We start from the raw sequence: 24,558 nt of genomic DNA on the forward strand, positions 1-24,558 counted from the left end.
TCTCCTTCCCCCTGAAAGGGGGAAGGTCGGGATGGGGGTCAGCCGCAGGCGATGCTGTCTGCGGAGAGAGTAGATCCCCACCCGCTTTGCTCTGGTGAGCAAAGCGACCTCCCCTTTTCAAGGGGAGGTTGGAGCCAATCGGCAAGTGGACCCATCCCGGATTTCGCTCGCTTCATCCGGGCTTCTGTAACGGGCCTTGTTTAGTCAATCCCTTTTTGCGTCATCCACTCGCCGGGCACTTGCTTCTGTACGGGATCGGCACGGCGGCCGTCGCCTGATGGGGTGCATTGAGGAGCCGGCCGGCCAATCTACGGAAGCGTGGTTGTGAGCCACTTCCCGGATGGCGGCCTGACCGGATCCATCGTCCCGGCGAAGGGACTTCGCTCGGGGAGAGCCTGGTGTCGTGGCCCGCCCAGAACCGATTGATGCTCCTGGTTTAGATGGCGTTGGCCAACGGGTTGAATGGTTTCGCATCGGCGAGCATGCGATGCAGGATGACAGCGAGCTTGCGCGCCAGCGCGACCTTGGCCTTGCGCATGCCGGCACGCCTGGCGATCCGCATGGCCCAGCCCTTCAGCGCCGCGCAATTCCTGACCGGCTTGGTCAGCATCACGTGAGCCGCCTGATAGAGCGCCTCGCGCACGGACGCATCGCCGATCTTGCTGATGCGGCCGGTGTAATCGGTTTCCCCCGATTGGTATTTCTTCGGGGTGAGGCCAAAATGCGCTCCTGTCGCCTTCGATGACCGGAAGCGCTTCGGGTCGTCGACCGCCGAGGCATAGGTGAGCGCCACGATCGGGCCGACGGACGGCGTCGTCATCAAGAGCCTGGCCTGCGGGTGCGATTTGGCGAGCTTCTGGACCTGCTTGTCCAGGCTGTTGAACTCGCGCCGCAGCACGGCATGGGCTTCGAGCAGCGCCTGCGCCACCACCTCAAGTCCAGGATGGCCCGCAACGAGCTCCCGGATGCGTTCGGCGAAGGTGCGCTCGGTGGTCGCGCCGACCTTCAGGCCAAAGCCGCGGAGCACGCCGCGCAGGCTGTTCTCGACGTCGCGCAGCTTGGATTGCAGCAGCTTGCGCGCCGTCAGAATGGCACGGCTCTCCTGCGCCGCGATCGATTTGCAGTGCACCGGCCGGAACCAGCCGAGCCGCATCAGTTGCGCGATCCCGCGCGCATCATTGCGGTCCGACTTCACCACCATTGCCTTGAACGCATCGCGCACATGCCGGGTCTCCAGAAGCTCAACCGCAAGTCCCGCCTCCCGCATCGCCGCGTACAGCGACAAGGGACCTGCCTCCAGCCCGATCCGCTCAAGCACCAGCCCCAGCGACCGGAACCAGCCGATCAGGGCCTCCGGCTCGCTCGCAACCTTCGCCTCGCGCAAAATCTTGCCGGCCCCGTCGACAAGGCAAACACTCGAGCATTCCAAAGACACGTCGATTCCTGCATAGTGGTACATGGTCGTCCCTCATGATGCTTGGAGCGGGCTTGCCTCACTCCGTTTGACACCATCAGTTCGAGGGACGACCGCCTTCCAACCAACAGGCCGCTCGCGAGCGCGCCTCCAAATCGCGCCGTAGCGAGCGGGCGGCCGGCCCGTTACCCCATCTACGGATCAGCGTATCCATCCCGTCGCCAGCGCCGAGGCGAGCTCGGCTTGACCATTGCGCCGCGCCAGCGCCGCCATCGCTGCGTGATCGTAGGGGATGTGGCGGAAGGTCACATCCCAGCCGCCATCGACGCGTTCAAGAATCGCGTAGCGCGCATCCGGCGAGCCGGCCTCAACGACATGCGGATGCGGCTTACCGGCGCGATAGCCGGGCGAGCCGACGCTGCCGGGATTGACGATCAGCCGCCCATCGCGAAGCCGCACCGCTCGCGCGGTATGGGTGTGCGCGCAAAGGATCAGCGATTGCGTCACGCCGGCCGCCCGCGCCTCGATCGATTCCAGCGTCGACATGCAGACTTCGCCGCCCGGCAGCACCGTCTCGAGCCAGTAGGTTTCGTCGTCCTGGGGCGTCGCGTGACAGAGGAAAACCGCGTCGCGATAGACCGCATTCGCCGGCAGGGTGCGCAGCCAGTCGAGATGCTGCGGCTCGAGCTGCGTATAGGTCAGCCGCTCCCATGAGCCCATTTTCTCGTGCAGACGGTCGATCAGATAGCGGTCGTGATTGCCGAGCAGATGGACGGCATCGAGCTGCATCAGCATGTCGATGGTCGGCCGGGCGTCGAGCGGCCCGCTCACCATGTCGCCGAGGTCGACGATGTCGGAAATTCCCTGCGCCCGGATATCCGACAGCACCGCTTCAAGCGCGAGATGGTTGCCGTGGATGTCGGCGATCGCAGCAAAACGCATGGTGTTGTCCTGTCCTCAAGCGCGACGTCCCGTGGCCCGGATGGAGCGAAGCGCAATCCGGGCTACGACACCGACATCATGCAGGAGGCGTGCCGTTGGCCGCAAGCACAGGGCCGGCGAGATACAGCGAGCCGGTGATCAGGATGCGCGGCGGCACTTCGTAGGCCAGCGTGGCAAGTCGTTGCAGCGCGGCGTCGACGCCGGATGCGATCTCGACCCGCATGCCGAGCGCACGCGCGGCGTCGGCGAGCTTGTCCGGCGCCATGCCGTTGTCGCGGCCGGGCACCGGGACCGCGATGATGTGGCGCGTCAGTCCGGCGAAATTGGCGAGGAATGCATTGGCATCCTTGTTGGCCATCATGCCTGTGATCACGACCAGCGGCCGCGACACGCGCTCCTCGAGATCGCCGAGCGCCGCCGCCGCAACGCGGCCGCCCTCTGCATTGTGCCCGCCGTCGAGCCAGACCTCGGAGCCTTGCGGTCCCTGGCAGACGAGGCTGCCTGAGACCAGCCGCTGCATCCGCGCCGGCCATTCCGCATTGACGATGCCGGCCTCATAGGCCGCGATGTTGAGCTTGAAGGTGTCGATCGCGCGCAAGGTCGCAATCGCGAGGCCCGCATTGTCGAACTGGTGCCGGCCGAACAGTCTTGGCGCGGCGAGATCCATCAGTCCGCGCTCGTCCTGATAGACCAGCCGGCCGCGCTCGACGCCGACATGCCATTGCTGGCCGGCGGCATGCAGCGGCGCGCGCATGCGGCTCGCCTCCGCCTCGATCACGGCCATCGCGTCCGGCGCCTGCTCGGCAGAGACCACCGGCACCTTGCGCTTGATGATCGCGGCCTTCTCGCCGGCGATCAAAGTCAGCGTATCGCCGAGGAATTCCATGTGATCCATGCTGACCGGCGTAATCACCGAGGCCAGCGGCGTCTCGACCACATTGGTCGAATCCAGCCGGCCGCCGAGGCCGACCTCAAGCAGCGCGACATCGGCCGGATGCTTCGCGAACAGACAGAACGCGACTGCGGTTTCCATCTCGAAGATGGTGATGGGGTTGCCGGCGTTGATGCGCTCGCAATGCTCCAACGTCGTGCGCAGCTCGTCGTCACCGACGAGCTTGCCGCCGCCCGTGGCACCCAGTCGGTAGCATTCGTTGAGCCGCACCAGATAGGGCGAGGTGAAGACATGCACGCGCAGGCCGGCGGCTTCGAGGATCGCGCGCAGATAGGCGATGGTCGAGCCCTTGCCGTTGGTGCCGGCGACATGGATCACCGGCGGCAGCTTGCGCTCCGGATGATCGAGTCGCTCCATCAGGCCGCGCATGCGATCGAGGCTGAGATCGATGCGCTTCGGATGCAGCGCCGATATCCGTGCGATCAACGCCTCGAACGAGGGTTGCGTTGGGGCAGCGTTTGCGGTCACGCGTGCGGCGCGGCCGGCACCGTCTCCGGTGCCGTGACGATCTGGGCCGGCTCGGTGACGGCGACCGTGGGCTTGGACGCGGTTTCAAGCGCCGGTGCCCTGGTCAGCAGGCGGCACAGCCGCGCCAGCGTGGCCTTCATCTCATGGCGATGCACGACCATGTCGACCATGCCGTGCTCGCGCAGATATTCGGCGCGCTGAAAACCTTCCGGGAGCTTCTCGCGGATGGTCTGCTCGATCACGCGCGCGCCGGCAAAGCCGATCAGCGCACCGGGTTCGGCAATCTGGACGTCGCCGAGCATCGCATAAGAGGCTGTCACGCCGCCGGTGGTCGGATTGGTCAGCACCACGATATAGGGCTGCTTCGCCTCGCGCAGCATCTGCACGCCGACCGTGGTGCGCGGCATCTGCATCAGTGACAGGATGCCTTCCTGCATCCGTGCACCGCCGGACGCGGCGAACACGATGAAGGGCGACTTCTTCTCGACCGCGAGCTCGAGCCCGCGCACGATCGCCTCACCCGCGGCCATGCCGAGCGAGCCGCCCATGAAATCGAAATCCTGCACAGCGACCACGACGCCGGTGCCTTCGAGCTTGCCGTAGCCGACCTTGACCGCGTCGTTCAGGCCAGTCTTGGCCCGCGCATCCCTGATCTTGTCGACATATTTGCGCTCATCGCGGAATTTCAGCGGATCAGCCGTTACCTCAGGCAGCGCGACGTCGAACCAGGTCTCGTTGTCGAAGATCGACTTCAGCCGCGCCACCGCGCCCATGCGCATGTGGTAGTTCGAGCCGGGGATCACGAACTGGTTGGCCTCGACGTCCTTGTAGAATACGAGCTGCCCGGAATCCGGGCACTTTATCCAGAGGTTTTCCGGCGTCTCGCGCCGCAGGATGTTGCGGATCTTCGGCCGGACGACGTTGGTGAGCCAGTTCATGGTTCGCTCCGAAATGCGGGTCGGTCCCGCACCAGCTGGATATATGGCGGGCCGGGCGAACCCGGCAAGCCGCCGTCTGCGGCCTTGTTGCCGCAAAATGTGGCTTATTCAGCGGCCTGCTTGGCGCCCCGGACCCCCTGCGCCAGCGCGGACACCAGGTCCGCGACCGCGCTCACGGTCTTCGGCGTCGCGCGGCCCTCGGCATCGAGATTGGCGCGCACCACGTCGACGATCGCGGTGCCGACCACGGCGCCATTGGCGTTCTCGGCGATCGCGCGCGCCGTTTCCGGGGTGCGGATGCCGAAGCCGACACAGACCGGCAGCTTGGTATGCCGCTTGATGCGAGCGACGGCTTCCGCAACCGCGTTCGAATCGGCCGTCGCAGCGCCGGTGATGCCGGTGATCGAGACGTAATAGACAAAGCCCGAGGTGTTCGCGAGCACCGCCGGCAGACGCTTGTCGTCGGTGGTCGGCGTCGCGAGGCGAATGAAGTTCAGCCCGGCCTTCAACGCGGGGATGCAGAGCTCGGTATCTTCCTCCGGCGGCAGGTCGACGATGATCAACCCATCGACGCCGGCGGTCTTGGCATCGGCAAGGAAGCTCTCGACGCCGTAGATGTAGATCGGATTGTAGTATCCCATCAGCACGATCGGCGTCGTGTTGTCGTCCTTGCGGAAGTCGCGGACCATCGCCAGCGTCTTGCGCAGCGTCATGCCGCCCTTGAGCGCGCGCAGACCGGCGGCCTGGATCGATGGGCCATCGGCCATCGGATCGGTGAAGGGCATGCCGATCTCGATGACATCGGCGCCGGCCTTCGGCAGCGCCTTGAGGATGTCGAGCGAGGTTTTTGCGTCGGGGTCGCCGGCCATCACGAAGGTGACGAAAGCGGAGCGGCCCTGCTGCTTCAGCTCGGCGAAACGTGCGTCGATACGGGTGGTCACTTCTTCCTCGCCTTCAAGATGTCGCCGACCTGCGGCACGTCCTTGTCGCCACGGCCTGAGAGGTTGACCACCATCAGGTGATCCCTGGGCCGCTGCGGCGCGAGTTCGGACAGTTTCGCGATCGCGTGCGCCGATTCCAGCGCGGGGATGATGCCCTCTAACCGCGACAGCAGCTGGAATGCGGCCAACGCTTCCTCGTCGGTCGCCGAGAGATATTTCACGCGGCCGGTCTCGTGCAGCCAGGCGTGCTCGGGGCCGATGCCGGGATAATCGAGGCCGGCGGAGATCGAATGCGCTTCCTCGATCTGGCCATCGGCGTCCATCAACAGATAAGTGCGGTTGCCGTGCAGCACGCCGGGACGCCCGCCGGCAAGCGAGGCGGCATGCAGCTGCGTCAGCCCGTGACCGGCCGCTTCGACACCGAAGATCTCGACCGAAGGATCGTCGAGGAACGGATGGAACAGGCCCATCGCATTGGAGCCGCCGCCGATGCAGGCGATCAGCGAGTCCGGCAGGCGGCCCTCGGCCTCCTGCATCTGCGTGCGCGTCTCGTGGCCGATGATCGACTGGAAATCGCGCACCATCATCGGATAGGGGTGCGGGCCCGCCACCGTTCCGATGCAATAGAAGGTGTTGTGCACGTTGGTGACCCAGTCGCGCAGCGCGTCGTTCATCGCGTCCTTCAGCGTGCGCGCGCCCGACTGCACCGGGACGACCTTGGCGCCCAGCATCTCCATGCGGATCACGTTCGGCTGCTGCCGCTCGACGTCGACCGCGCCCATATAGACCACGCATTCGAGCCCGAAGCGCGCGCACAGCGTCGCCGTCGCCACGCCGTGCTGGCCGGCGCCGGTCTCGGCGATGATGCGCTTCTTGCCCATACGGCGCGCGACGATGATCTGGCCGAGCACGTTGTTGACCTTGTGCGAACCGGTGTGGTTGAGCTCCTCGCGCTTCAGATAGATCTTCGCGCCGCCGAGATGCTCGGTGAGCCGTTCGGCGAAATAGAGCGGCGAGGGCCGGCCGACATAGTCCTTCAGGTAGACGTTCATCTCGGCCTGGAACGCCGGATCGGCCTTGGCGTCGGCGTAGGCCTTTTCGAGATCGAGGATCAGCGGCATCAGCGTTTCCGCGACAAAGCGTCCGCCGAAAATGCCGAAATGCCCGCGCTCGTCGGGGCCGCTGCGGAAGGAATTGGGCAGGTTTTGATTCATCGAACCATCAGTTCTTGGGTAGTTCTTTGGGTTGCGCGTGCGGCGCGGATGAAGGCGCGGATCAGCTCGGGATCCTTGACGCCCGGCGTGCGCTCCACGCCCGACGATACGTCGACCCCGCCAGCGCGGGTGACGCGGACTGCTTCAGCGACGTTGTCGGCGTTGAGCCCGCCGGAGACCATGTAGGGCAGCGCGAGATCGAGGTTTTCCAGCAGGTGCCAGTCGAACGGCGCGCCGAGACCGCCCGGCCGCGTGGCATCCTTCGGCGCGCGAGCATCGAACAGGATGCGGTCGGCGACGCCGGCATAGCCCGGCAGCGGAGCGAGGTCGGCCGCGGTCTCGACTGGCAGCGCCTTCATCAGCGGCAGGCCGAACCTCTGCTTGATGTCGCGCAGCCGCGCGGTCGTTTCCTTGCCGTGCAGTTGCAGGATATCCGGCCGCAGCGTCTCGACGATGTTTTCCAAGGTGGCGTCGTCGGCATCGACGGTCAGCGCGACCTTGACGGCGCGACCCTTGGCGCGGCTACCGAGCTCGCGCGCGGTCTCGAGGCTGATATGGCGCGGCGACGGGGAAAAGAACACGAACCCCACCATGTCCGCGCCGCCGTCAAGCGCGACGTCGAGCGTCTCGCGCGTGGACAGGCCGCAGATTTTGACGAGCAGGGGCATGGTCTCGAAACGGGTCTCAAAAACGGGTTTTCGGGCGGCTGGAACAGGGGGTAATCCCGGGTCCGACGGGGCGGGTTCTACAACGTCGCGCCCTGCTTGTCTCGCCCATTGGGCCCGTAAAAGCCCAGCTGGGCCGGGGCCGAACGGCGCTGCGCGTCGTCCCGGGAGGCGGTGGCCCTGAGGTCGGCGAGTTCGGCGCGGACGTGGCGGGCGTCGGCCTCATGCTGGCGGGCGGCACGGCGCCAGCGCCCTTGCTTGAACCAGGTTCCAATGCCACCGGCGATCACGCCGAGAATGGCGGACGCGATGATGACGACGAACAGCGGCAGTGTGACCGCAACCGTCGGCGTCACAGAGTTGAAGGGATCAAACGACACGGTCACCCAGTGACGGTTGGCGACGGCAAAGATGATGAAGATCAGCCCGAGCGGAACGACGACGACTGCCGTGAAGAACTTTCGCATGACCATCTCTCGCAGCGATGGAGAAAGTGCGGGGCCATCGCCCGCAGCAACGGCAACGCCGGGCGTCGCGCCAAGCGTCAGCCTTAAGCGTCAGCCTTGGGCGCGTCGATCTTGGAGGCTCCCGCCTCCGCCTCGTTGCGATTGAGGCGCTCGCGCATTTCCTTGCCGGTCTTGAAGAACGGCACGCTCTTCTGGTCGACCGGCACATGCTCGCCGGTACGCGGATTGCGGCCGGCACGGGCCGGGCGATGCTTCACCGAGAAAGCGCCAAAACCGCGCAGCTCGACGCGGTCGCCACGCGCCAGCGCCGCGACGATTTCATCGAGAATCGCATTCACAATGTTCTCGACGTCCCGCTGATAGAGGTGCGGGTTGTGCTCGGCGATACGCTGAACAAGTTCGGATTTGATCATCGAAAATGGGATCCGGGCTCTTGCGGAAACCCATTTCCGTGAAAATGCCGTGCACTGTCAAGACGCTAAATCAATTTAGAATGCCGTGAAATCGCGTGACAAATAGCCCAATTAGAGCATGCGGCGATTCCCGCAGAGCGGGAATACCCTGATCAGCACGCCTTTCGCGCTCGACTAGTCGCCTCCTCCGGGAGTCCACAGCGCCAGCATGCCGTCGAGCCCGAACCGGTCGACCGCCTGCGCCACGCCGCCCTGCTCGATCCGCCGCGCGATGCCGCCAAGGCCGAACGCATCGAGCGTCATTGAAGCCGCGGTGCGCAGGAAGGTCAGGTCGCTGAATCGCGGATTGAGCTTGTAATTGCGCACCGGCAGATCGCTTTTGACCTTCTTCTCCGCAACCAGCCAGGCGATCGCGGTCCTTTCATCTCCGAGCTGATCGATCAGCTTGAGATCGACCGCCTGCCGGCCGGTGAAGACGCGGCCATCCGCGACCTTCTCCAGCAGAACATCGTCCATGCCGCGTCGTTCCTTCACCAATCCACGGAACCATGCATAGGAATCCTTGACCAGACCCTCGATCGCGGCGCGGGCTTCCGGACTGGTCGGCTCCATGCCGTTCGGCGCGGCCTTCAGCGGCGAAGACTTGATCTCCTCCATCTTCACGCCGACGGTCTTGAGCAATTCGGAAACGTTGGGGAACTGGAACAGCACGCCGATCGAACCGACCAGCGAAGTCTGCTGGGCGACGATATGGTCGGCGGCGATCGCCGTGATGTAGCCGCCCGAGGCCGCCAATCCCTCGACCACGACGACAAGCGGCTTCTTCGCCTTCAACTGCATCAGCGAGTCGTAAAGCTGCTCGGAGCCCGCGGTGGTGCCGCCGGGCGAATTGATGTGCACGACAACAGCCGCGTAGCTCGACTTGCCGAGCCGCTCCAGCGCCTCGACGCGCTCCTGGTCGCTGCGGATCAGCCCGTCGATATTGATCCGCGCGATCGCGTTCGACGTCGAGAAGGCGCCGCGTCCGCCGGCAGCGATCACGCCCACGCCGACGATGGCCGCGATTGCAATGACCGCCGCGGCGACGCGCCAGAACGTCAGCTTGCGCCTGATACGGCGGCGGTCGACGATCACGTCTGAATCCAGCGACATCCGATCTCTCCCGAAATGGTCAGCGCGCAATCCGCGCGTTTTGCCGTCGCAGCGTCACTATCAGCTTAGCCAAATACATCAATTGCGACCCAATATGAAGAAAACAAGGCTCCAACCTCCCCTTGAAAGGGAAGGTCGCTTTGCTTGCGAGAGCAAAGCGGGTGGGAATCTGCTCCGTCAGGTTACAGCGTCGCCCGCGGCTGACCCCCATCCCGACCTTCCCCCTTCCAGGGGGAAGGAGAAGGCAGCTTCGCTCTGCTCCATCCGGCTGCAGGATAACAAAAAGGCCCCGGCTTGCGCCGGGGCCCCAATGTTCGCCTGAACTCTAGCGAATGCTTACTTGTCGGTGCCGCGGTTCTTCAGCGCGGTGCCGAGGATGTCGCCAAGCGTCGCTCCCGAATCGGAGGAGCCGTACTGCGCGATGGCTTCCTTCTCTTCGGCAACTTCCAGCGCCTTGATCGAGACCTGCACCTTGCGGGCCTTCTTGTCGAACTGGATGACGCGGGCATCGACCTTCTCGCCGACCGCAAAGCGTTCGGCGCGCTGGTCGTTGCGATCGCGGGCCAACTCGGACCGCTTGATGAAGGTGGTGAACTCGGTGCCCGAAATCCGGACCTCGATGCCGCTCTCCTTCACTTCGAGCACTTCGCAGGTCACGACCGCGCCCTTCTTGACGTCGCCCGGCTCGGCGAAGGGGTCGCCTTCAAGTTGTTTGACTCCGAGGGAAATGCGCTCCTTCTCGACATCGACATCGAGCACCACGGCCTTGACCATGTCGCCCTTCTTGAAGTTGTCGATGACCTGCTCTCCCGGAAGCTTCCAGTCGAGGTCGGAGAGATGGACCATGCCGTCGACATCGCCCTCGAGACCGAGGAACAGACCGAACTCGGTCTTGTTCTTGACCTCGCCCTCGACCACCGAACCGACCGGGAACTTCTCGACGAAGACTTCCCAGGGATTGCGCATGGTCTGCTTGAGGCCGAGCGAGATGCGGCGCTTGACCGAATCCACTTCGAGCACCTGCACTTCGACTTCCTGCGAGGTCGAAACGATCTTGCCGGGGTGCATGTTCTTCTTGGTCCACGACATCTCGGAGACGTGGATCAGGCCTTCGATGCCGGGCTCGAGCTCGACGAACGCGCCGTAGTCGGTGATGTTGGTGACGCGGCCGGTGAAGCGGGCACCCAGCGGGTACTTGGCTTCGATGCCCTGCCACGGATCATCCAGCAGCTGCTTCATGCCGAGCGAGATGCGGTGCGTCTCGTGGTTGATCTTGATGATCTTGACCTTCACGGTCTGGCCGATGGTCAGCACCTCGGTCGGGTGGTTGACGCGGCGCCAGGCGATATCGGTCACGTGGAGCAGGCCGTCGATGCCGCCGAGATCAACGAACGCACCGTAATCGGTGATGTTCTTGACCACGCCGTCGATCACCTGACCCTCTTCGAGGTTCTGCACCAGCTCCTGGCGCTGCTCGGCGCGGGTCTCTTCGAGAACCGTGCGGCGCGACACCACGATGTTGCCGCGGCGGCGGTCCATCTTGAGGATCTGGAACGGCTGCGAGTTGTTCATCAGCGGCGCGACGTCGCGGATCGGACGAATGTCGACCTGCGAGCGCGGCAGGAAGGCCACCGCACCGTCGAGGTCGACTGTGAAGCCGCCCTTGACCTGGTTGAAGATGACGCCGTTGACCTTTTCGTTGTTCTGGAACGCCTTCTCGAGCTTGCCCCAGCTTTCCTCGCGGCGCGCCTTGTCGCGCGACAGCACGGCTTCGCCGAGCGCATTCTCGATCCGGTCGAGGAACACCTCGACTTCGTCGCCGACCTTCAGATCGCTTTCACGGCCGGGGCCGGCGAATTCGCGCAGCGCAACGCGGCCTTCGGTCTTCAGGCCGACGTCGATGACGGCCATGTCCTTCTCAATTGCAACCACCTTGCCCTTGATGACCGAGCTTTCCTGCAAATTGCCGCCGGCAAAGGATTCATCAAGCATCGCCGCGAAGTCGTCGCGGGTCGGGGAATAGGAAGACACAGTATTCGAAGCCATTTGTTCTCCAAATGCGGGATCTTGCCGGCCGTTCGGGTTGATGGGCGCACCGCGCGTGAAGTGTCAGGGTTCCGCAAACCCTGACGACCGCTCATTGCAGGAGGTGCAACAGCGGGCCGGCAGCAAAACTGCACGTTCGGTACGTTTGAATGATCCGGAGCCTGAAACGAAAATATCGACTTCAAGACCTGGGAGCGGGCGTTCCTCCAGATGCGGCGAGGGCTCAAACCCATCGCCGGCCCGCTCAGACGCGGCCTCGACATGGTCGATGGTGCTCCGAACGGCGCTGATATAGCCCTGCAAGCCGTTTTCGGCAAGCAGGAAATGCCCCATTTTGCTGGGTTTTCAGCAAGGGCCCTCCGCTGCCGGCGATTCTAGCGCCGGGCGCGCACCGCCTCGACGATGGCGATGGCGGCGCGGACCCCGGCCTCGATGTCGAGATTGGAATTGTCCAGCGTGTGGGCATCCGCCGCCGGCCGCAACGGCGCGACGGCGCGGTTCTTGTCCCGCTCGTCACGCTTGAGGATGTCGGCCAGCACCGCTTCCTCGTCGGCGTCCTCGCCACGGGCACGAGCCTCCAGGGTGCGCCGCCGCGCCCGCACGCGGGGGTCGGCGACCACGAAGATCTTCACGTCGGCATCCGGGCAGATCACGGTGCCGATATCGCGCCCATCCAGCACCGCGCCGGGCGGATCGGCGGCGAACTGGCGCTGGAAGTTGACCAGCGCCTCGCGCACCTTGGGAAAGGCCGACACAACCGATGCGCCTTCACCAACCTTCTGGGTCTTCAGGATCGGATTGCCGAATTTCTCGGGATCGAGCTCGAGCGCGACAGCCACCGCCAGCGCCTCATCGTTGAGATCGGCGCCCTGCGCCATCATCGCATAGGCCACAGCGCGGTAGATCACGCCGGTGTCGAGATGGCGGTAGCCGTAGTGGTGAGCGAGCCGCTTGCCGAGCGTGCCCTTGCCGGAGGCGGCGGGTCCATCGATGGCAATGATCATGCGAAGTCAGCTCCGAGCGCGCGCATCATCGGAATGAAATCCGGGAAACTGGTGGCGATGAAGGCGGTATCATCGATCTTCACCGGCCGATCCGACGCACAGCCCATCACCAGCGCCGACATCGCGATGCGATGATCCATGTGGGTGGCGACAAGGCCGCCGCCCGGAACGTGGCCGCGGCCCTCGACGATCAGATCATCGCCGGAAACCTCGACCTTGACGCCGTTGACGCGCAGCATGTCGGCGGTGGCTTCGAGACGGTCGGACTCCTTGACGCGCAGCTCCTGCAGGCCGCGCATGATCGTGGTGCCCTCGGCAAACGCCGCCGCAACCGCCAGCACCAGGTATTCGTCGATCATCGACGGCGCGCGCTCCGGCGGCACCTCGACGCCCTTCAGCTTCGAGGCCCGCACGCGCAATTGCGCCATCGGCTCGCCGGCATCGCCGCGCACATCGCTCTCCTCGATCGAAGCGCCCATTTCGCGCAATGTGGTGAACAGGCCGGTGCGCAGCGGATTGGTCATCACGTCGGAGAACACGACGTCGGACCCTTCGACGATCAGCGCCGCCACGATCGGGAACGACGCCGAGGAAGGATCGGCGGGCACCACGACCTCGGCGCCATGCAGCTCGGGCTCGCCGTTCAGCGAGATCCTGCGGCCGTGACTGCCTTCCTTCTCCGTGGAGATCTCGGCGCCGAAATGCTTCAGCATCAGTTCGGTGTGGTCGCGGCTCGCCTCCTGCTCGATGACCGTGGTGATGCCGGGCGCGGACAGGCCCGCCAGCAGCACCGCGGACTTGATCTGGGCCGAGGCGACCGGCGTCTTGTAGACGATCGGTACCGGATAGCGGGCGCCGTGCAGGGTGAGCGGCAGCCGGCCGCCCTCCCTGATGTCGCTGGTCCGGGCGCCCATGAGCTCCAGCGGATCGAGAATCCGGCGCATCGGGCGCGAGCGCAGCGAGGCGTCGCCGTCGAAAATGGCCGCGATCGGGCAGCCGGCCACCGCGCCCATCACCAGCCGGCATCCGGTGCCGGAATTGCCGAAATCGAGCGGTGCCGCGGGCTGGGCGAAGCCGCCGACGCCGACGCCCGAGACCGACCAGGTAAACGGCGCCGTCCGCTCCACCCTGGCGCCCAGCGCGCGCATGGATTTGGCGGTATTGAGGACGTCCTCGCCTTCCAGAAGGCCGGAAATGCGGGTTTCGCCGACCGAAAGTGCCCCGAGGATCAGGGCGCGGTGGGAAATCGATTTGTCGCCGGGAACGCGGACCTTGCCGGCCAGGGGGCCGCAAACGCGCGATTCCAGCGGGGTCGGGGTGTCGGAATGAGCCAAGATTGTGTCCTCTCGCGCCGCGGCAGGTATCACATAGGCAACACCGCGTCACGCGCCCGTCACTTGCGCGCAAACCGCTATTGACAGCGGCTCCTCAACTAGCCAAGTGAAGCACCGTTTTTCAGCAAAATTCTGGGATGACCACGTTGGCTAAGTCCGAGCTCGGAACCAAGCGCATTTGCCCGACCACGGGCAAGAAGTTCTACGACCTCAACAAGAATCCGGTGATTTCGCCCTACACCGGTGAGGTCGTGCCGATCGCGCCTGTAGCCCCGCCGCGGGGTCGTGGCGCCACCGTCAGTTCGCCTGCGACCGCCGCCGAGATGCCCGAGGCGGCCGAGACCGAAGAGTTGGTCTCGCTCGAGGAGGCCGATGCCGAGGAGAACACCGGCAAGGTCAAGGCCGTAGTTCCCGAATCCGAGGACGATATCGAGGTCGATGAGACCATCGATGACGATGACGACGACGATTCGACCTTCATCGCCGACGAGGAAGAGGGCGATGAGGACGTGACCGATATTATTGGTGACGTCGGCGGTGACGAAGAGACTTGAGATCGGCGCCGATCTATGATCAACGGTGCTGCCGCGCGAGTCATCCAGGCCGCGCGGGCCGGGATCGATCCCCCAGGATCATCCCAACTGGATAAGGGGCCATAGCTCAGCTGGGAGAGCGCTTGCATGGCATGCAAGAGGTCGGCGGTTCGATCCCGCCTGGCTCCACCAGCCTTCGCTGGCTTCGCCAGCTTCGGCTCGGCAAGGCCTACCGTAGCGAAGGCTGCCGCGGCGTAGCCCGAAGGGCGAAGCCGGGCTCTCACCGAAATTCGAATGCGTTAGCATCGACCCCATCAAGCGCGTGGGTGTCAGATGAAATACGTCTATATTCTCGAAAGCCTCGATTGCCTGCACTTCTATGTCGGCCTCACAGACGATCTGCGAGCTCGACTGGCTAAGCACAATGCCGGCGAGGTACCCCATACATCCAAATATGGACCTTGGCGGCTGAAGACGTACGTCGCGTTCAGCGACGAGCAGCAGGCCATCGCCTTTGAAAAATATCTGAAGTCCGCATCCGGCCGCGCCTTCGCCAAGAAGCGCCTCTAGCAACCCCCAAGCCCCCTACTCCCCCAGCACCGCATTCAGCCGGTCGCGAAGCGCGACGATCTCATTCTTCATCGCCATCAACTCGCCAACCGTGCAGTCCGAGGCCGCGAGGATCGACTGCGGAACGGCCTTGGCCTTTTCGCGCAGCGCGTGGCCCTGCGGCGTCAGCGCGATCAGCACGACCCGCTCGTCTTCGGTGCTGCGGGTCCGCCTGATCAGCTCCGCCGCTTCGAGCCGTTTCAGCAGGGGTGTCAGCGTCCCGGAGTCCAGGAACAGCCGCTCGCCAAGGTCTTTCACCGGCACGTCGTCGCGCTCCCACAGCGCCAGCATCACGAGATACTGCGGATAGGTCAACCCGAGCCGGTCGAGCAGCGGCTTGTAGACGCGGTTGAAGGCGTGCGCGGTCGAATAGACCGCAAAGCAGATCTGGTTATCGAGCCGCAGCGCCTGATCCGCCGCCGTCTGTTTCCTGACCATGATTCCCATCGAATCCATCTCGTTTCCGGGTCATTTTGGGCCCACAGGACCGCGGATTCAATTGCGAACAATTAAATGTGAGGCCGCATAATTTATATTGCGCGCAATCTAATTGGATGCAATACATTCGACGTCGAATCCAAACTTTAGTCCAAACCCAAGGGAGACCAGGATGTCTGTGAACGTGCTCTACAAGACCAGCGCCAAGGCAACCGGCGGCCGCGACGGCCATGCGGCAACGCTCGACGGCGCGCTCGACGTCAAGCTCACGACCCCGAAGGAACTCGGTGGCGGCGGTGGCGCCGGCAACAATCCGGAGCAGCTGTTCGCAGCCGGCTATGCCGCCTGCTTCATCGGCGCCATGAAGTTCGTGGCCTCGCAGGGCGGCCCCAAGGTTCCCGCCGACGCCTCCGTCACCTCGACGGTCGGCATCGGCCCGCGCTCGGAAGGCGGCTTCGGCCTCGCCGTCGATCTCGCCGTCTCGCTGCCCGGCCTCTCCCGTACCGACGCCGAAGCGCTGGTCGAGAAGGCCCACCAGGTGTGCCCCTATTCCAACGCGACCCGCGGCAATGTCGACGTCAAGCTGAGCGTCGTCTAGTTCACCCACTGCCAATAGTCCGCCACGTCCCGCGTGGCGGACTATTGCGTTTCAGCGGATCATTGCATTGCAGATGCCAGTTCGCTTGGCGAACGCACGCGCCGCCTGCCGCATGGGCCTGCGCCGACGGAAGCATTGCTGCCTCGCCTGAAGACCGTTAGCTCTGGGACCCTCGTTTTCCGATCCCAACTGAGCGAAGGTTGTTTCCATGAATACCCCAGCGGCTACGGGTGCGATGACCGGACTGCGCGTGATCGATCTGACGCGCGTGCTCGGCGGCCCGTATTGCACCCAGATCCTTGCCGACCACGGCGCCGACGTGATCAAGGTCGAACCGCCCGCCGGCGACGAGGTGCGCGACTGGGGCCCTCCCTTCCATGAAGAAGACGCGGCCTATTTCGTCGGCATCAACCGCAACAAGCGCTCGATCGGCCTCGACCTCGCCTCCGAGGGCGGACGCGCGGTGCTGATGAAGATGCTCGAGACGGCCGACGTGCTGATCGAGAACTTCAAGCCCGGCACGCTCGACAAATGGGGCATCGGCAACGACGTGCTGCGCGCGAAATTTCCGCGCCTCGTGCATTGCCGGATCTCCGGCTTCGGCGCCGACGGCCCGCGGGGCGGCAATCCCGGTTACGACGCGATCATCCAGGCGATGACCGGCATGATCGCGGCGACCGGCTCGCCGGAGAGCGGCCCGATGCGCATCGGCGTGCCGCTGGTCGACATCACGACCGGCCTCTATGCGGCGATCGGCATCCTGATGGCGCTGTCGGAGCGGCAGCGCTCCGGGCTCGGCCAGTTCCTCGAGACCACGCTGTACGAGACCGGGCTTGCGATCATGCATCCGCACACCGCGAACTATTTCATGCATGGCAAGCCGCCACAGCTCACCGGCAACGAGCATCCCAACCTCGTGCCGTACGCGATCTTCCCGACCAAGACCGACAATATCTTCATCGGCGTCGGCAATGACGGCACCTTCCGCAAGCTCGCCAAGGAGATCGGCAAGCCCGAGCTCGGCACCGATCCGCGCTTTGCCCGCAACAAGGACCGCATCGCCAACCGCGACGCGCTCCGGGCCGAGCTCGCCGCGGTGTTCAGCCAGCACGAGGCCGAGCCGCTGTGCAACCGGCTGCTCGCCGCCGGCCTGCCGGCCGGCCCCGTGCAGAAGATCGACCAGGCGCTGACCAACCCGCACACGATCCATCGCGGCGACGTCATCGAGAAGGATTGGTACAAGGGCGTCGCCTCGCCGATCCGGCTCGAACGCACCAAGCCGAGCCTGCGCCGCACGCCACCGAAGTTCAGCCAGCACGCTGCGGAAGTACTCGGCGAGTTCGGCTACTCCAAGGACGAGATCAACGGCCTGGTCGACAAGGGCGTGGTCTGCGGTCCCCAACGCAAGCGCTAACAGCGCATTCGAAGCAAAGCCCGTCCCGCAGGTGATGCGGGATGGGCACCGTTCGCATCAAGCCAACACGTCGCCCCTGCGGTGCAACGTCGCGTCCGGCGTTGCAGCGCACGCAAGCGGGCTGCGTTCTCCGCCTTTTTTAGCGCTTCCCTTCGCTTCGGCTTCCCCCGTACCATGGCTTTCGTTTATACGGTCATTTGAACGTCATCCGGCGCTGATAACGCGCGCAACGAAAGATGGTGTTCCAACCGGAGGGGCTTTTGATGATTTTCAAACGACTCGGCGCTGCTGCGGCAGCTGCTGCCACGCTTGTATTCGCGTCGCCTGCGTTTGCAGTGACTGAGATTCAATGGTGGCACGCGATGACCGGCGCCAACAACGACGTCATCGTCAAGCTGGCCAACGACTTCAACGCCTCGCAATCCGACTACAAGGTGATCCCGACCTACAAGGGCGGCTACGCCGACACCATGAACGCCGGCATCGCCGCATTCCGCGCCGGCAACGCGCCGCACATCATGCAGGTGTTCGAGGTCGGCACCGCGACGATGATGGCCGCCACCGGCGCCGTCAAACCGGTCTACAAGCTGATGGCCGATGCCGGCGAGAAGTTCGATCCGAGCGTCTACCTGCCCGCGATCACCGGCTACTACTCGACCTCGAAGGGCGAGATGCTGTCGTTCCCGTTCAACTCGTCGTCGACTGTGATGTGGGTCAATCTCGACGCGCTGAAGAAGGCCAACATCGCGGAGATCCCGAAGACCTGGCCGCAAGTGTTCGAGGACGCCAAGAAACTGAAGGCGGCCGGCTACACCACCTGCGGCTTCTCCGGCTCGTGGGTCACCTGGGTCAATCTCGAGCAGCTCTCGGCTTGGCACAACGTACCGCTCGCCAGCAAGGCCAACGGCCTCGACGGCTTCGACACCGTGCTCGAATTCAACGGCCCGCTGCAGGTCAAGCATCTCGAGAACCTGATCGAGCTGCAGAAGGACAAGACCTACGACTACGCCGGCCGCACCAACACCGGCGAAGGCCGCTTCACCGCGGGCGAATGCCCGATCTACCTGACCTCGTCGGCCTTCTTCGGCAACGTCAAGGCGCAGGCCAAGTTCAACTTCACCGCCGCACCGATGCCCTATTATCCCGACGTCAAGGGCGCGCCGCAGAACTCGATCATCGGCGGCGCCTCGCTCTGGGTCATGGGCGGCAAGTCGGCAGAGGAATACAAGGGCGTGGCCAAGTTCCTGACCTTCCTCTCGGACACCGACCGCCAGGTCTGGATCCACAAGGCCTCGGGCTATCTGCCGATCACCAAGGCCGCCTACGCCAAGGCCAAGGAAGAGGGCTTCTACAAGGACCAGCCCTATCTGGAGACCCCGCTGCTCGAGCTCACCAACAAGGAGCCGACTGAGAATTCCCGCGGTCTGCGCCTCGGCAACATGGTGCAGCTGCGCGACATGTGGTCGGAGGAGATCGAGCAGGCGCTGGCCGGCAAGAAGACCGCCAAGCAGGCGCTGGACTCGGCCGTCGAGCGCGGCAACCAGATGCTGCGGCAGTTTGAAAAGACCGCCGTCCACTGACACGATGCGCAAAAGCGCGATGAAGATCGTCACCGCGCTTTCGCTTCTTGTTTGAGCATGATCTCTTCGGAAAACCGCTTCGCACTTTTCCGGATCATGCTTTAGGCAACCGGCAGGCCGCGACAAGCGGCCTGCCACTTTCTTAGAGATCATGCAAAAGCAAGCGATTTTCCAGTCAAAACTGTTGCCTTACGCGCTGGTTGCCCCGCAACTCGCGATCGTCCTGATCTTTTTCTACTGGCCGGCCGCGCAGGCGGTGATCCAATCCTTCCTGCTGCAGGACGCCTTCGGCCTTTCGACCACCTTCGTGTGGTTCGAGAACTATCTCGAATTATTCAAGGACCCGGCCTATTTCGCGGCGATCGTCCGAACCTTCGCGTTCTCGTTCGCGATCGCCGTCTCCTCGCTGTCGTTCGCGCTGCTGCTCGCGGTGATGGCCGACAAGCCGCTGCGCGGCTCGACGCTGTACCGCACGCTGCTGATCTGGCCCTACGCGGTCGCCCCGCCGGTGGTCGGCGTGCTCTGGGTGTTCATGCTGCATCCCTCGCTCGGCGTGCTGTCGCGCTATCTGCGCGCGATGGGCGTTGACTGGAATCCGCTGCTCGACGGCGACCAGGCCGCGGCCCTGATCATCCTCGCCGCGGCCTGGAAGCAGATCTCCTACAATTTCCTGTTCTTCCTTGCCGGGCTACAGAGCATCCCGAAGAGCGTGATCGAGGCCGCCGCGATCGACGGCGCCCGCCCGATGCGGCGGTTCTGGACCGTGATCTTCCCGCTGCTGTCGCCGACCATCTTCTTCCTCTTGGTGATCAACATCGTCTACGCGTTCTTCGACACCTTCGGCATCATCGACACGATGACCCGCGGCGGCCCGGGCAAGGCGACCGAAACGCTGGTCTATAAGGTCTATACGGATGGCCTGCTCGGCGGCAATCTCGGCTCCTCCGCGGCACAGTCGGTCATCCTGATGGTCATCGTCGTCGTGCTGACGGGAATCCAGTTCCGCTTCGTCGAACGCAAGGTGACCTACTGATGGTCGAGGAGGAAGGCTTCCAGCGCTATCTGGCTCACGCCATCCTGTGGATCGGGATCGCGATCGTCGCCTTCCCGGTCTATCTGGCGATCGTCGCCTCGACCCAGGACAACGCCGTCATCGCCAATGGCCAGATGTCGCTGTTACCCGGCGGCCATTTCCTCGAGACCTACTATCAGACGCTGTTTGTCGGCACGAGCGGCTCGACCCGCGAGCCGGTGCTCAACATGATGCTGAACTCGCTGATCATGGCGCTCCTGATCGCGGTCGGCAAAATCGCGATCTCGATCATCTCGGCCTACGCGATCGTCTATTTCCGTTTTCCGTTCCGGATGGCGATCTTCTGGATCATCTTCATCACCTTGATGCTGCCGGTCGAGGTGCGCATCTATCCGACCTACAAGATCGTCGCCGACCTGCATCTGCTCGACAGCTATGCCGGCCTGTCGCTGCCGCTGATCGCCTCGGCCACCGCGACATTGCTGTTCCGGCAGTTCTTCATGACCGTGCCGGATGAGTTGCTGGAGGCCTCGCGCATCGACGGCGCGGGCCCGTTCCGCTTCTTCTGGGATACGCTGCTGCCGCTGTCGCGCACCAACATGGCCGCCCTGTTCGTGATCCTGTTCATCCTCGGCTGGAATCAGTATCTCTGGCCGCTTTTGATCACCACGCGCGACGACATGCAGACCATCCAGGTCGGCATCCGCAAGATGATCACCACGACCGACGCGCTGACCGAATGGCCCGTCGTGATGGCGACCGCGCTGCTCGCGATGCTGCCGCCGGTATTCGTCGTCGTCGTGATGCAGAAACTGTTCGTGCGCGGATTGGTGGAGACGGAAAAGTAATGGCCAACGTCACGCTGCGCAGCGTCCGCAAGACCTATCCCGGCGGCTTCGAGGCCATCAAGGGCGTCGATGTCGACGTCGGCGACGGCCAGTTCTGCGTGCTGGTCGGGCCTAGCGGCTGCGGCAAGTCCACGCTGCTCCGCATGGTCGCGGGGCTCGAGACCATCACCGGCGGCGAGATCGACATCGGCGGCCGCGTCGTCAACCAGATCGAGCCCGCCGATCGCGACATCGCGATGGTGTTCCAGAACTACGCGCTCTACCCGCATATGAGCGTCTACAACAACATGGCCTACGGCCTGCGCAACCGCGGCATGGCCGAAGCCGAGGTCAAGACCCGCGTCGAGGAAGCCGCGCGCGTCCTCGAGCTCTCGCCGATGCTGGAGCGCAAGCCGCGGCAGCTCTCCGGCGGCCAGCGCCAGCGCGTCGCGATGGGCCGCGCCATCGTGCGCCAGCCGAAAGTCTTCCTGTTCGACGAGCCGCTGTCGAACCTTGACGCCAAGCTGCGCATCGCGATGCGGGTCGAGATCCGCAAGCTGCAGCGCCGGCTCAACACCACCTCGATCTACGTCACCCACGACCAGCTCGAGGCGATGACGCTCGCCGACATCCTCGTGGTCATGAATGGCGGCCAGGTCGAGCAGATCGGCAATCCGCTGGAGATCTATCAGAAGCCGGCGACCACCTTCGTCGCCTCCTTCATCGGCGCCCCGCCGATGAACCTGATGCCGCTGCGCTCGGACGAACTGACCTCCCAGATCGCGGGCGCCGATGGTGCCGGCATCGTCGGCATCCGGCCGGAGGATTTCGTGATCACGGGCGAGACCGCATCCGGCGGCGTCGCGCTCGGCCTGACGGTCGAGGCGATCGAGCATGTCGGCGCCGAGACCTTCGTCTATGGCAGCCGCCAGCGCGAGGAACGGGCCATCGCCGCCAATCCGGGCGAGCTGCCGCCCGGCGAAGTGATCGTCCGGATTCCCGGCGCCATGGGGCCTGCGATCGGCGAGCAGATCCGGGCGGTCGCGCCGCGCGACAAACTGCATCTTTTTACCGCTGACGGCCGCAAGCGCGTCGGCCCGTAACCGATCCGGAACGATTGGGGGCCATGCTGGCGCGTTTTCAAGCGGAGTGGACGCCGGTTCGCGTGAAGAAACGCGCCCAAAACAAAAAGTGGAACATATTGGTCCTGATTTGATCAGAACCGATATGCGCCAGGCGGCATTTACGCTGGTTTCAGAGGCGCTTGAACGCTATCCAGATCACTCCCATATTGGCTGGTGACCGACGGGCAAGCGGCCCGCCGGTTGCATGGGGTGCCGCAAGGGCCCCTCAAAGTCGCTTCGAGAGGACTTTGTAATGTCTCGTGTTCCATCGTTGTCCAGTCCGTTCCTTCTGGGATTCGACGAGATTGAGCGTGCGCTCGACCGCGTCGTGAAGGGCGCTGACGGCTATCCTCCGTACAATATCGAGCGGTGCGACCGTACCAACGGGCAGCCCGAGCGGTTACGCATCACGTTGGCAGTGGCGGGCTTCACCCGCGACCAACTCGATGTAACTATTGAGGAAAATCAGCTCGTCATCCGCGGCCGCCAGCAGGACGACAAGGCTCGGCAATACATCCATCGCGGCATCGCCGCGCGCCACTTCCAGCGCACCTTCGTGCTGGCGGAGGGGATGCAGGTGCTGGGCGCGGATCTGAAGAACGGGTTGTTGTCGATCGATCTGGCCAGGCCGGAACCTGAACGGGTCGTTAAGACAATCGCTATCAATGAACACGAATAATAGAAACAACGAGCGGACTCGACCGCTTATCTGACTGAGGAGTCGAGACCATGAGTGAAGCGAGTACCATCTTCCAATCCGAGAGCGTCACGCCGGAAGCGCTGGCCCATCTGGGCGAGGGCCATATCGCCTATGTGAAGCAGGTCCGTTCCGAGGACGTGCCGGATCTCTTTCCGCAGGCGCCGAAGATCGCGCCGGGCCTCATGCTGTTCGCCCTGCATGCCGCCGACGGCACGCCGATCATGCTGACCGACAGCCGGGAAGCCGCGATCGCGAACGCCTGGAGCAACGAGCTGCAGGCCGTCAGCGTGCACTAGCGCACGGCTGATTCAGCATCCGCGAGTTCAATGCGCGGGCATGCCTCGACACCGATCGAGGTGGCCCGCGCATTTTTTTGCGGACGTCGTTTGGATCACGCCATCAGGGCCTGTCGTGCTCCTCGGAAATGTCCTTGTTGGTGTAGTCGGGCATCATGGCGGTCGCGACAATGCTGACCACTGCGCAGAACAGAATGTAGAGCGCGATCACGTAGCCGGAGCCTGTGGCGGCCAGCAGCGCGGTGGCGATCAACGGTGCCGGTCCGCCTGATATGACCGAGGAGAGCTGGTAGCCGATCGAGCAACCGCTGTAGCGCAGCCGCGGCGTGAAGCATTCGGCGATCAGCGCCGCTTGCGGACCATACATCAGGTCGTGCGGCACGAATGACAGCACGATGGCGATGAAGATCAGCGCCGGCGCTGCCGTGTTCAGCAGGCCGAAATAGGCGAAGCCGAACAGCCCGGTCAGGACCGCGCCGATCAGATACATCCGCTTGCGCCCGATGCGATCCGACAGGTGTCCGGCCAGCGGGATGGTGACGAGCGAGACGAGACCGGCACAGATCAGGCAGATCAGCAGGAAGTCGCGGTCTTGATGGACGACCTGGGTGCCGTAGGCGAACACAAAGGCGAGATAGATGTAGGCCGGCGCCTGTTCGGCCATCCGTGCCAGCGCCGCGAGGATGATCGATCGCGGCTGCCTCCTGATCACCTCGATCACTGGAACGCGCGCGACGCGATTCTCGGCCACGATCCGCCGGAACGTCGGCGTCTCCATGATGCCGAGCCGGATGTAGAGCCCGATCGCGATCATCACGAGGCTGAGCAGGAACGGAATGCGCCAGCCCCAAACCAGGAACTGGTCGCCGGAGATTCGGCTGAACACCAGCACCGCGATATTTGCCAGCAGCAACCCGGCGGGACCGCCGAGCTGCGGCCACGAGGTGATGAAGCCGCGGTGCTGGTTGGTTCGCGCCCACTCCATCGAGAGCAGCACCGAGCCGCCCCACTCGCCGCCGACGCCGACGCCCTGGAGGAAACGGATCACGGTCAGGATGACGGCACCCCAGATGCCGATCTGGTCATAGGTGGGGACGAGGCCGACCGCCGCGGTGGCGATCCCGGTCAACAGCAGCGTGGCGATCAACGTCGCCTTGCGGCCGATGCGGTCGCCATAGTGGCCGAAGACCGCAGCACCGATCGGCCGCGCGATGAAGCCGACCGTGTAGATGGCGAAGGCCTCCAGCACGCCGACCAGGGGATCGGACTTGGGAAAGAACAGCTTGCCAAAGACCAGGCCGGTCACCGTGCTGTAAAGCAGAAAGTCGTACCATTCGATGGTGGTGCCTACCGTGCTGGCGATCAGTGCGCGACGCAATTGCGCCTGGTGCTCGGCTTCCGGGAGCGGGGCGACTGCAATGTCCAATGTCGTCATTGTACATCTCCCTGGCCCGGC

The 24,558-nt window shown here is 64.3% G+C and carries 26 protein-coding genes and 1 tRNA gene; 11 read left to right on the top strand and 16 right to left on the bottom strand.

The genetic code is table 11. The features are described from left to right. Positions 1–436: 436 nt before the first annotated feature. The 14 genes from ACVW1C_RS19030 to aroA form a co-directional block, all read right to left on the bottom strand. Positions 437–1,459, bottom strand: a complete 1,023-nt coding sequence (locus ACVW1C_RS19030; protein WP_456759740.1) for an IS110 family RNA-guided transposase — start codon at positions 1,457–1,459, stop codon at positions 437–439. Between the two features lie 156 nt (positions 1,460–1,615). After that, positions 1,616–2,356 (bottom strand): metallophosphoesterase family protein, encoded by a 741-nt coding sequence (locus tag ACVW1C_RS19035; RefSeq protein ID WP_456759741.1) that lies wholly within the window; start codon positions 2,354–2,356, stop codon positions 1,616–1,618. A 76-nt stretch (positions 2,357–2,432) separates the two neighbouring features. After that, positions 2,433–3,677 carry a bifunctional folylpolyglutamate synthase/dihydrofolate synthase gene (locus ACVW1C_RS19040; protein WP_456763116.1) on the bottom strand — a complete coding sequence of 415 codons (1,245 nt, stop codon included), beginning with the start codon at positions 3,675–3,677 and terminating at the stop codon, positions 2,433–2,435. A 95-nt stretch (positions 3,678–3,772) separates the two neighbouring features. Beyond that, a complete protein-coding gene (gene accD / locus ACVW1C_RS19045; RefSeq protein ID WP_092120775.1) occupies positions 3,773–4,714 on the bottom strand; it encodes an acetyl-CoA carboxylase, carboxyltransferase subunit beta in 942 nt (313 codons plus the stop codon). A gap of 104 nt (positions 4,715–4,818) precedes the next feature. Then, positions 4,819–5,655, bottom strand: a complete 837-nt coding sequence (gene trpA, locus ACVW1C_RS19050; RefSeq protein WP_173639758.1) for a tryptophan synthase subunit alpha — start codon at positions 5,653–5,655, stop codon at positions 4,819–4,821. After that, the gene (gene trpB, locus ACVW1C_RS19055; RefSeq protein WP_456759742.1) at positions 5,652–6,869 is read right to left on the bottom strand and encodes a tryptophan synthase subunit beta; all 1,218 of its coding nucleotides are present in this window, start codon (positions 6,867–6,869) and stop codon (positions 5,652–5,654) included. The genes trpA and trpB overlap by 4 nt, the downstream gene beginning before the upstream one ends. Further along, on the bottom strand, positions 6,866–7,537 hold the full coding sequence (locus tag ACVW1C_RS19060; RefSeq protein WP_456759743.1) for a phosphoribosylanthranilate isomerase: 672 nt from the start codon (positions 7,535–7,537) through the stop codon (positions 6,866–6,868). Before ACVW1C_RS19060 ends, trpB begins: the two co-directional genes overlap by 4 nt. Before the next feature lie 77 nt (positions 7,538–7,614). Further along, on the bottom strand, positions 7,615–8,001 hold the full coding sequence (locus tag ACVW1C_RS19065; RefSeq protein WP_207834248.1) for a LapA family protein: 387 nt from the start codon (positions 7,999–8,001) through the stop codon (positions 7,615–7,617). Between the two features lie 83 nt (positions 8,002–8,084). Continuing rightward, on the bottom strand, positions 8,085–8,414 hold the full coding sequence (locus ACVW1C_RS19070; RefSeq protein WP_456759744.1) for an integration host factor subunit beta: 330 nt from the start codon (positions 8,412–8,414) through the stop codon (positions 8,085–8,087). 174 nt (positions 8,415–8,588) lie between these two features. Further along, positions 8,589–9,566: a signal peptide peptidase SppA gene (gene sppA / locus ACVW1C_RS19075; protein WP_456759745.1), complete on the bottom strand. Its 978-nt coding sequence runs from the start codon at positions 9,564–9,566 to the stop codon at positions 8,589–8,591. A gap of 336 nt (positions 9,567–9,902) precedes the next feature. Then, positions 9,903–11,612: a 30S ribosomal protein S1 gene (rpsA, locus tag ACVW1C_RS19080; RefSeq protein ID WP_173639763.1), complete on the bottom strand. Its 1,710-nt coding sequence runs from the start codon at positions 11,610–11,612 to the stop codon at positions 9,903–9,905. 63 nt (positions 11,613–11,675) lie between these two features. Next, positions 11,676–11,945, bottom strand: a complete 270-nt coding sequence (locus ACVW1C_RS19085; RefSeq protein ID WP_456759746.1) for a hypothetical protein — start codon at positions 11,943–11,945, stop codon at positions 11,676–11,678. A 41-nt stretch (positions 11,946–11,986) separates the two neighbouring features. Further along, a complete protein-coding gene (gene cmk, locus ACVW1C_RS19090; RefSeq protein WP_456759747.1) occupies positions 11,987–12,616 on the bottom strand; it encodes a (d)CMP kinase in 630 nt (209 codons plus the stop codon). Continuing rightward, positions 12,613–13,950, bottom strand: a complete 1,338-nt coding sequence (gene aroA, locus ACVW1C_RS19095) for a 3-phosphoshikimate 1-carboxyvinyltransferase (RefSeq protein ID WP_456759748.1) — start codon at positions 13,948–13,950, stop codon at positions 12,613–12,615. Before aroA ends, cmk begins: the two co-directional genes overlap by 4 nt. A gap of 146 nt (positions 13,951–14,096) precedes the next feature. Between aroA and ACVW1C_RS19100 the strand changes: the two genes are divergently transcribed. The 3 genes from ACVW1C_RS19100 to ACVW1C_RS19110 all read left to right on the top strand — a co-directional run bounded on the left by ACVW1C_RS19100 (position 14,097) and on the right by ACVW1C_RS19110 (position 15,053). Then, a complete protein-coding gene (locus ACVW1C_RS19100) occupies positions 14,097–14,504 on the top strand; it encodes a TIGR02300 family protein (protein ID WP_029082481.1) in 408 nt (135 codons plus the stop codon). A gap of 95 nt (positions 14,505–14,599) precedes the next feature. Beyond that, a tRNA-Ala gene (locus tag ACVW1C_RS19105) sits at positions 14,600–14,675 on the top strand. 141 nt (positions 14,676–14,816) lie between these two features. Next, positions 14,817–15,053: a GIY-YIG nuclease family protein gene (locus tag ACVW1C_RS19110; protein WP_456759749.1), complete on the top strand. Its 237-nt coding sequence runs from the start codon at positions 14,817–14,819 to the stop codon at positions 15,051–15,053. A gap of 15 nt (positions 15,054–15,068) precedes the next feature. Here the strand turns inward: ACVW1C_RS19110 and ACVW1C_RS19115 are convergent, their stop codons facing one another. Continuing rightward, positions 15,069–15,530 carry a MarR family winged helix-turn-helix transcriptional regulator gene (locus tag ACVW1C_RS19115; protein WP_212312971.1) on the bottom strand — a complete coding sequence of 154 codons (462 nt, stop codon included), beginning with the start codon at positions 15,528–15,530 and terminating at the stop codon, positions 15,069–15,071. A 172-nt stretch (positions 15,531–15,702) separates the two neighbouring features. Between ACVW1C_RS19115 and ACVW1C_RS19120 the strand changes: the two genes are divergently transcribed. The 8 genes from ACVW1C_RS19120 to ACVW1C_RS19155 all read left to right on the top strand — a co-directional run bounded on the left by ACVW1C_RS19120 (position 15,703) and on the right by ACVW1C_RS19155 (position 23,102). After that, positions 15,703–16,128, top strand: coding sequence for an organic hydroperoxide resistance protein (locus ACVW1C_RS19120; RefSeq protein ID WP_173639766.1), 426 nt, complete (start codon positions 15,703–15,705; stop codon positions 16,126–16,128). Positions 16,129–16,336: 208 nt separating this feature from the next. Then, positions 16,337–17,542: a CaiB/BaiF CoA transferase family protein gene (locus tag ACVW1C_RS19125; RefSeq protein WP_456759750.1), complete on the top strand. Its 1,206-nt coding sequence runs from the start codon at positions 16,337–16,339 to the stop codon at positions 17,540–17,542. 263 nt (positions 17,543–17,805) lie between these two features. Further along, positions 17,806–19,122 carry a sn-glycerol-3-phosphate ABC transporter substrate-binding protein UgpB gene (gene ugpB, locus ACVW1C_RS19130; RefSeq protein WP_456759751.1) on the top strand — a complete coding sequence of 439 codons (1,317 nt, stop codon included), beginning with the start codon at positions 17,806–17,808 and terminating at the stop codon, positions 19,120–19,122. Between the two features lie 151 nt (positions 19,123–19,273). Then, positions 19,274–20,155, top strand: coding sequence for a sn-glycerol-3-phosphate ABC transporter permease UgpA (gene ugpA, locus ACVW1C_RS19135; protein ID WP_173639768.1), 882 nt, complete (start codon positions 19,274–19,276; stop codon positions 20,153–20,155). After that, positions 20,155–21,003 carry a sn-glycerol-3-phosphate ABC transporter permease UgpE gene (gene ugpE, locus ACVW1C_RS19140; RefSeq protein WP_092120808.1) on the top strand — a complete coding sequence of 283 codons (849 nt, stop codon included), beginning with the start codon at positions 20,155–20,157 and terminating at the stop codon, positions 21,001–21,003. The genes ugpA and ugpE overlap by 1 nt, the downstream gene beginning before the upstream one ends. Further along, on the top strand, positions 21,003–22,085 hold the full coding sequence (locus tag ACVW1C_RS19145) for a sn-glycerol-3-phosphate import ATP-binding protein UgpC (protein ID WP_456759752.1): 1,083 nt from the start codon (positions 21,003–21,005) through the stop codon (positions 22,083–22,085). Before ugpE ends, ACVW1C_RS19145 begins: the two co-directional genes overlap by 1 nt. 274 nt (positions 22,086–22,359) lie before the next feature. Further along, positions 22,360–22,785 carry an Hsp20 family protein gene (locus ACVW1C_RS19150; RefSeq protein ID WP_092120814.1) on the top strand — a complete coding sequence of 142 codons (426 nt, stop codon included), beginning with the start codon at positions 22,360–22,362 and terminating at the stop codon, positions 22,783–22,785. A gap of 50 nt (positions 22,786–22,835) precedes the next feature. After that, positions 22,836–23,102 carry a BQ00720 family protein gene (locus ACVW1C_RS19155; protein WP_456759753.1) on the top strand — a complete coding sequence of 89 codons (267 nt, stop codon included), beginning with the start codon at positions 22,836–22,838 and terminating at the stop codon, positions 23,100–23,102. A 103-nt stretch (positions 23,103–23,205) separates the two neighbouring features. Here ACVW1C_RS19155 and ACVW1C_RS19160 read toward each other — a convergent pair whose 3' ends face one another. Next, positions 23,206–24,537, bottom strand: a complete 1,332-nt coding sequence (locus tag ACVW1C_RS19160) for an MFS transporter (protein ID WP_456759754.1) — start codon at positions 24,535–24,537, stop codon at positions 23,206–23,208. Positions 24,538–24,558: the final 21 nt, after the last annotated feature.

This window comes from Bradyrhizobium sp. USDA 4011 (assembly GCF_054063415.1).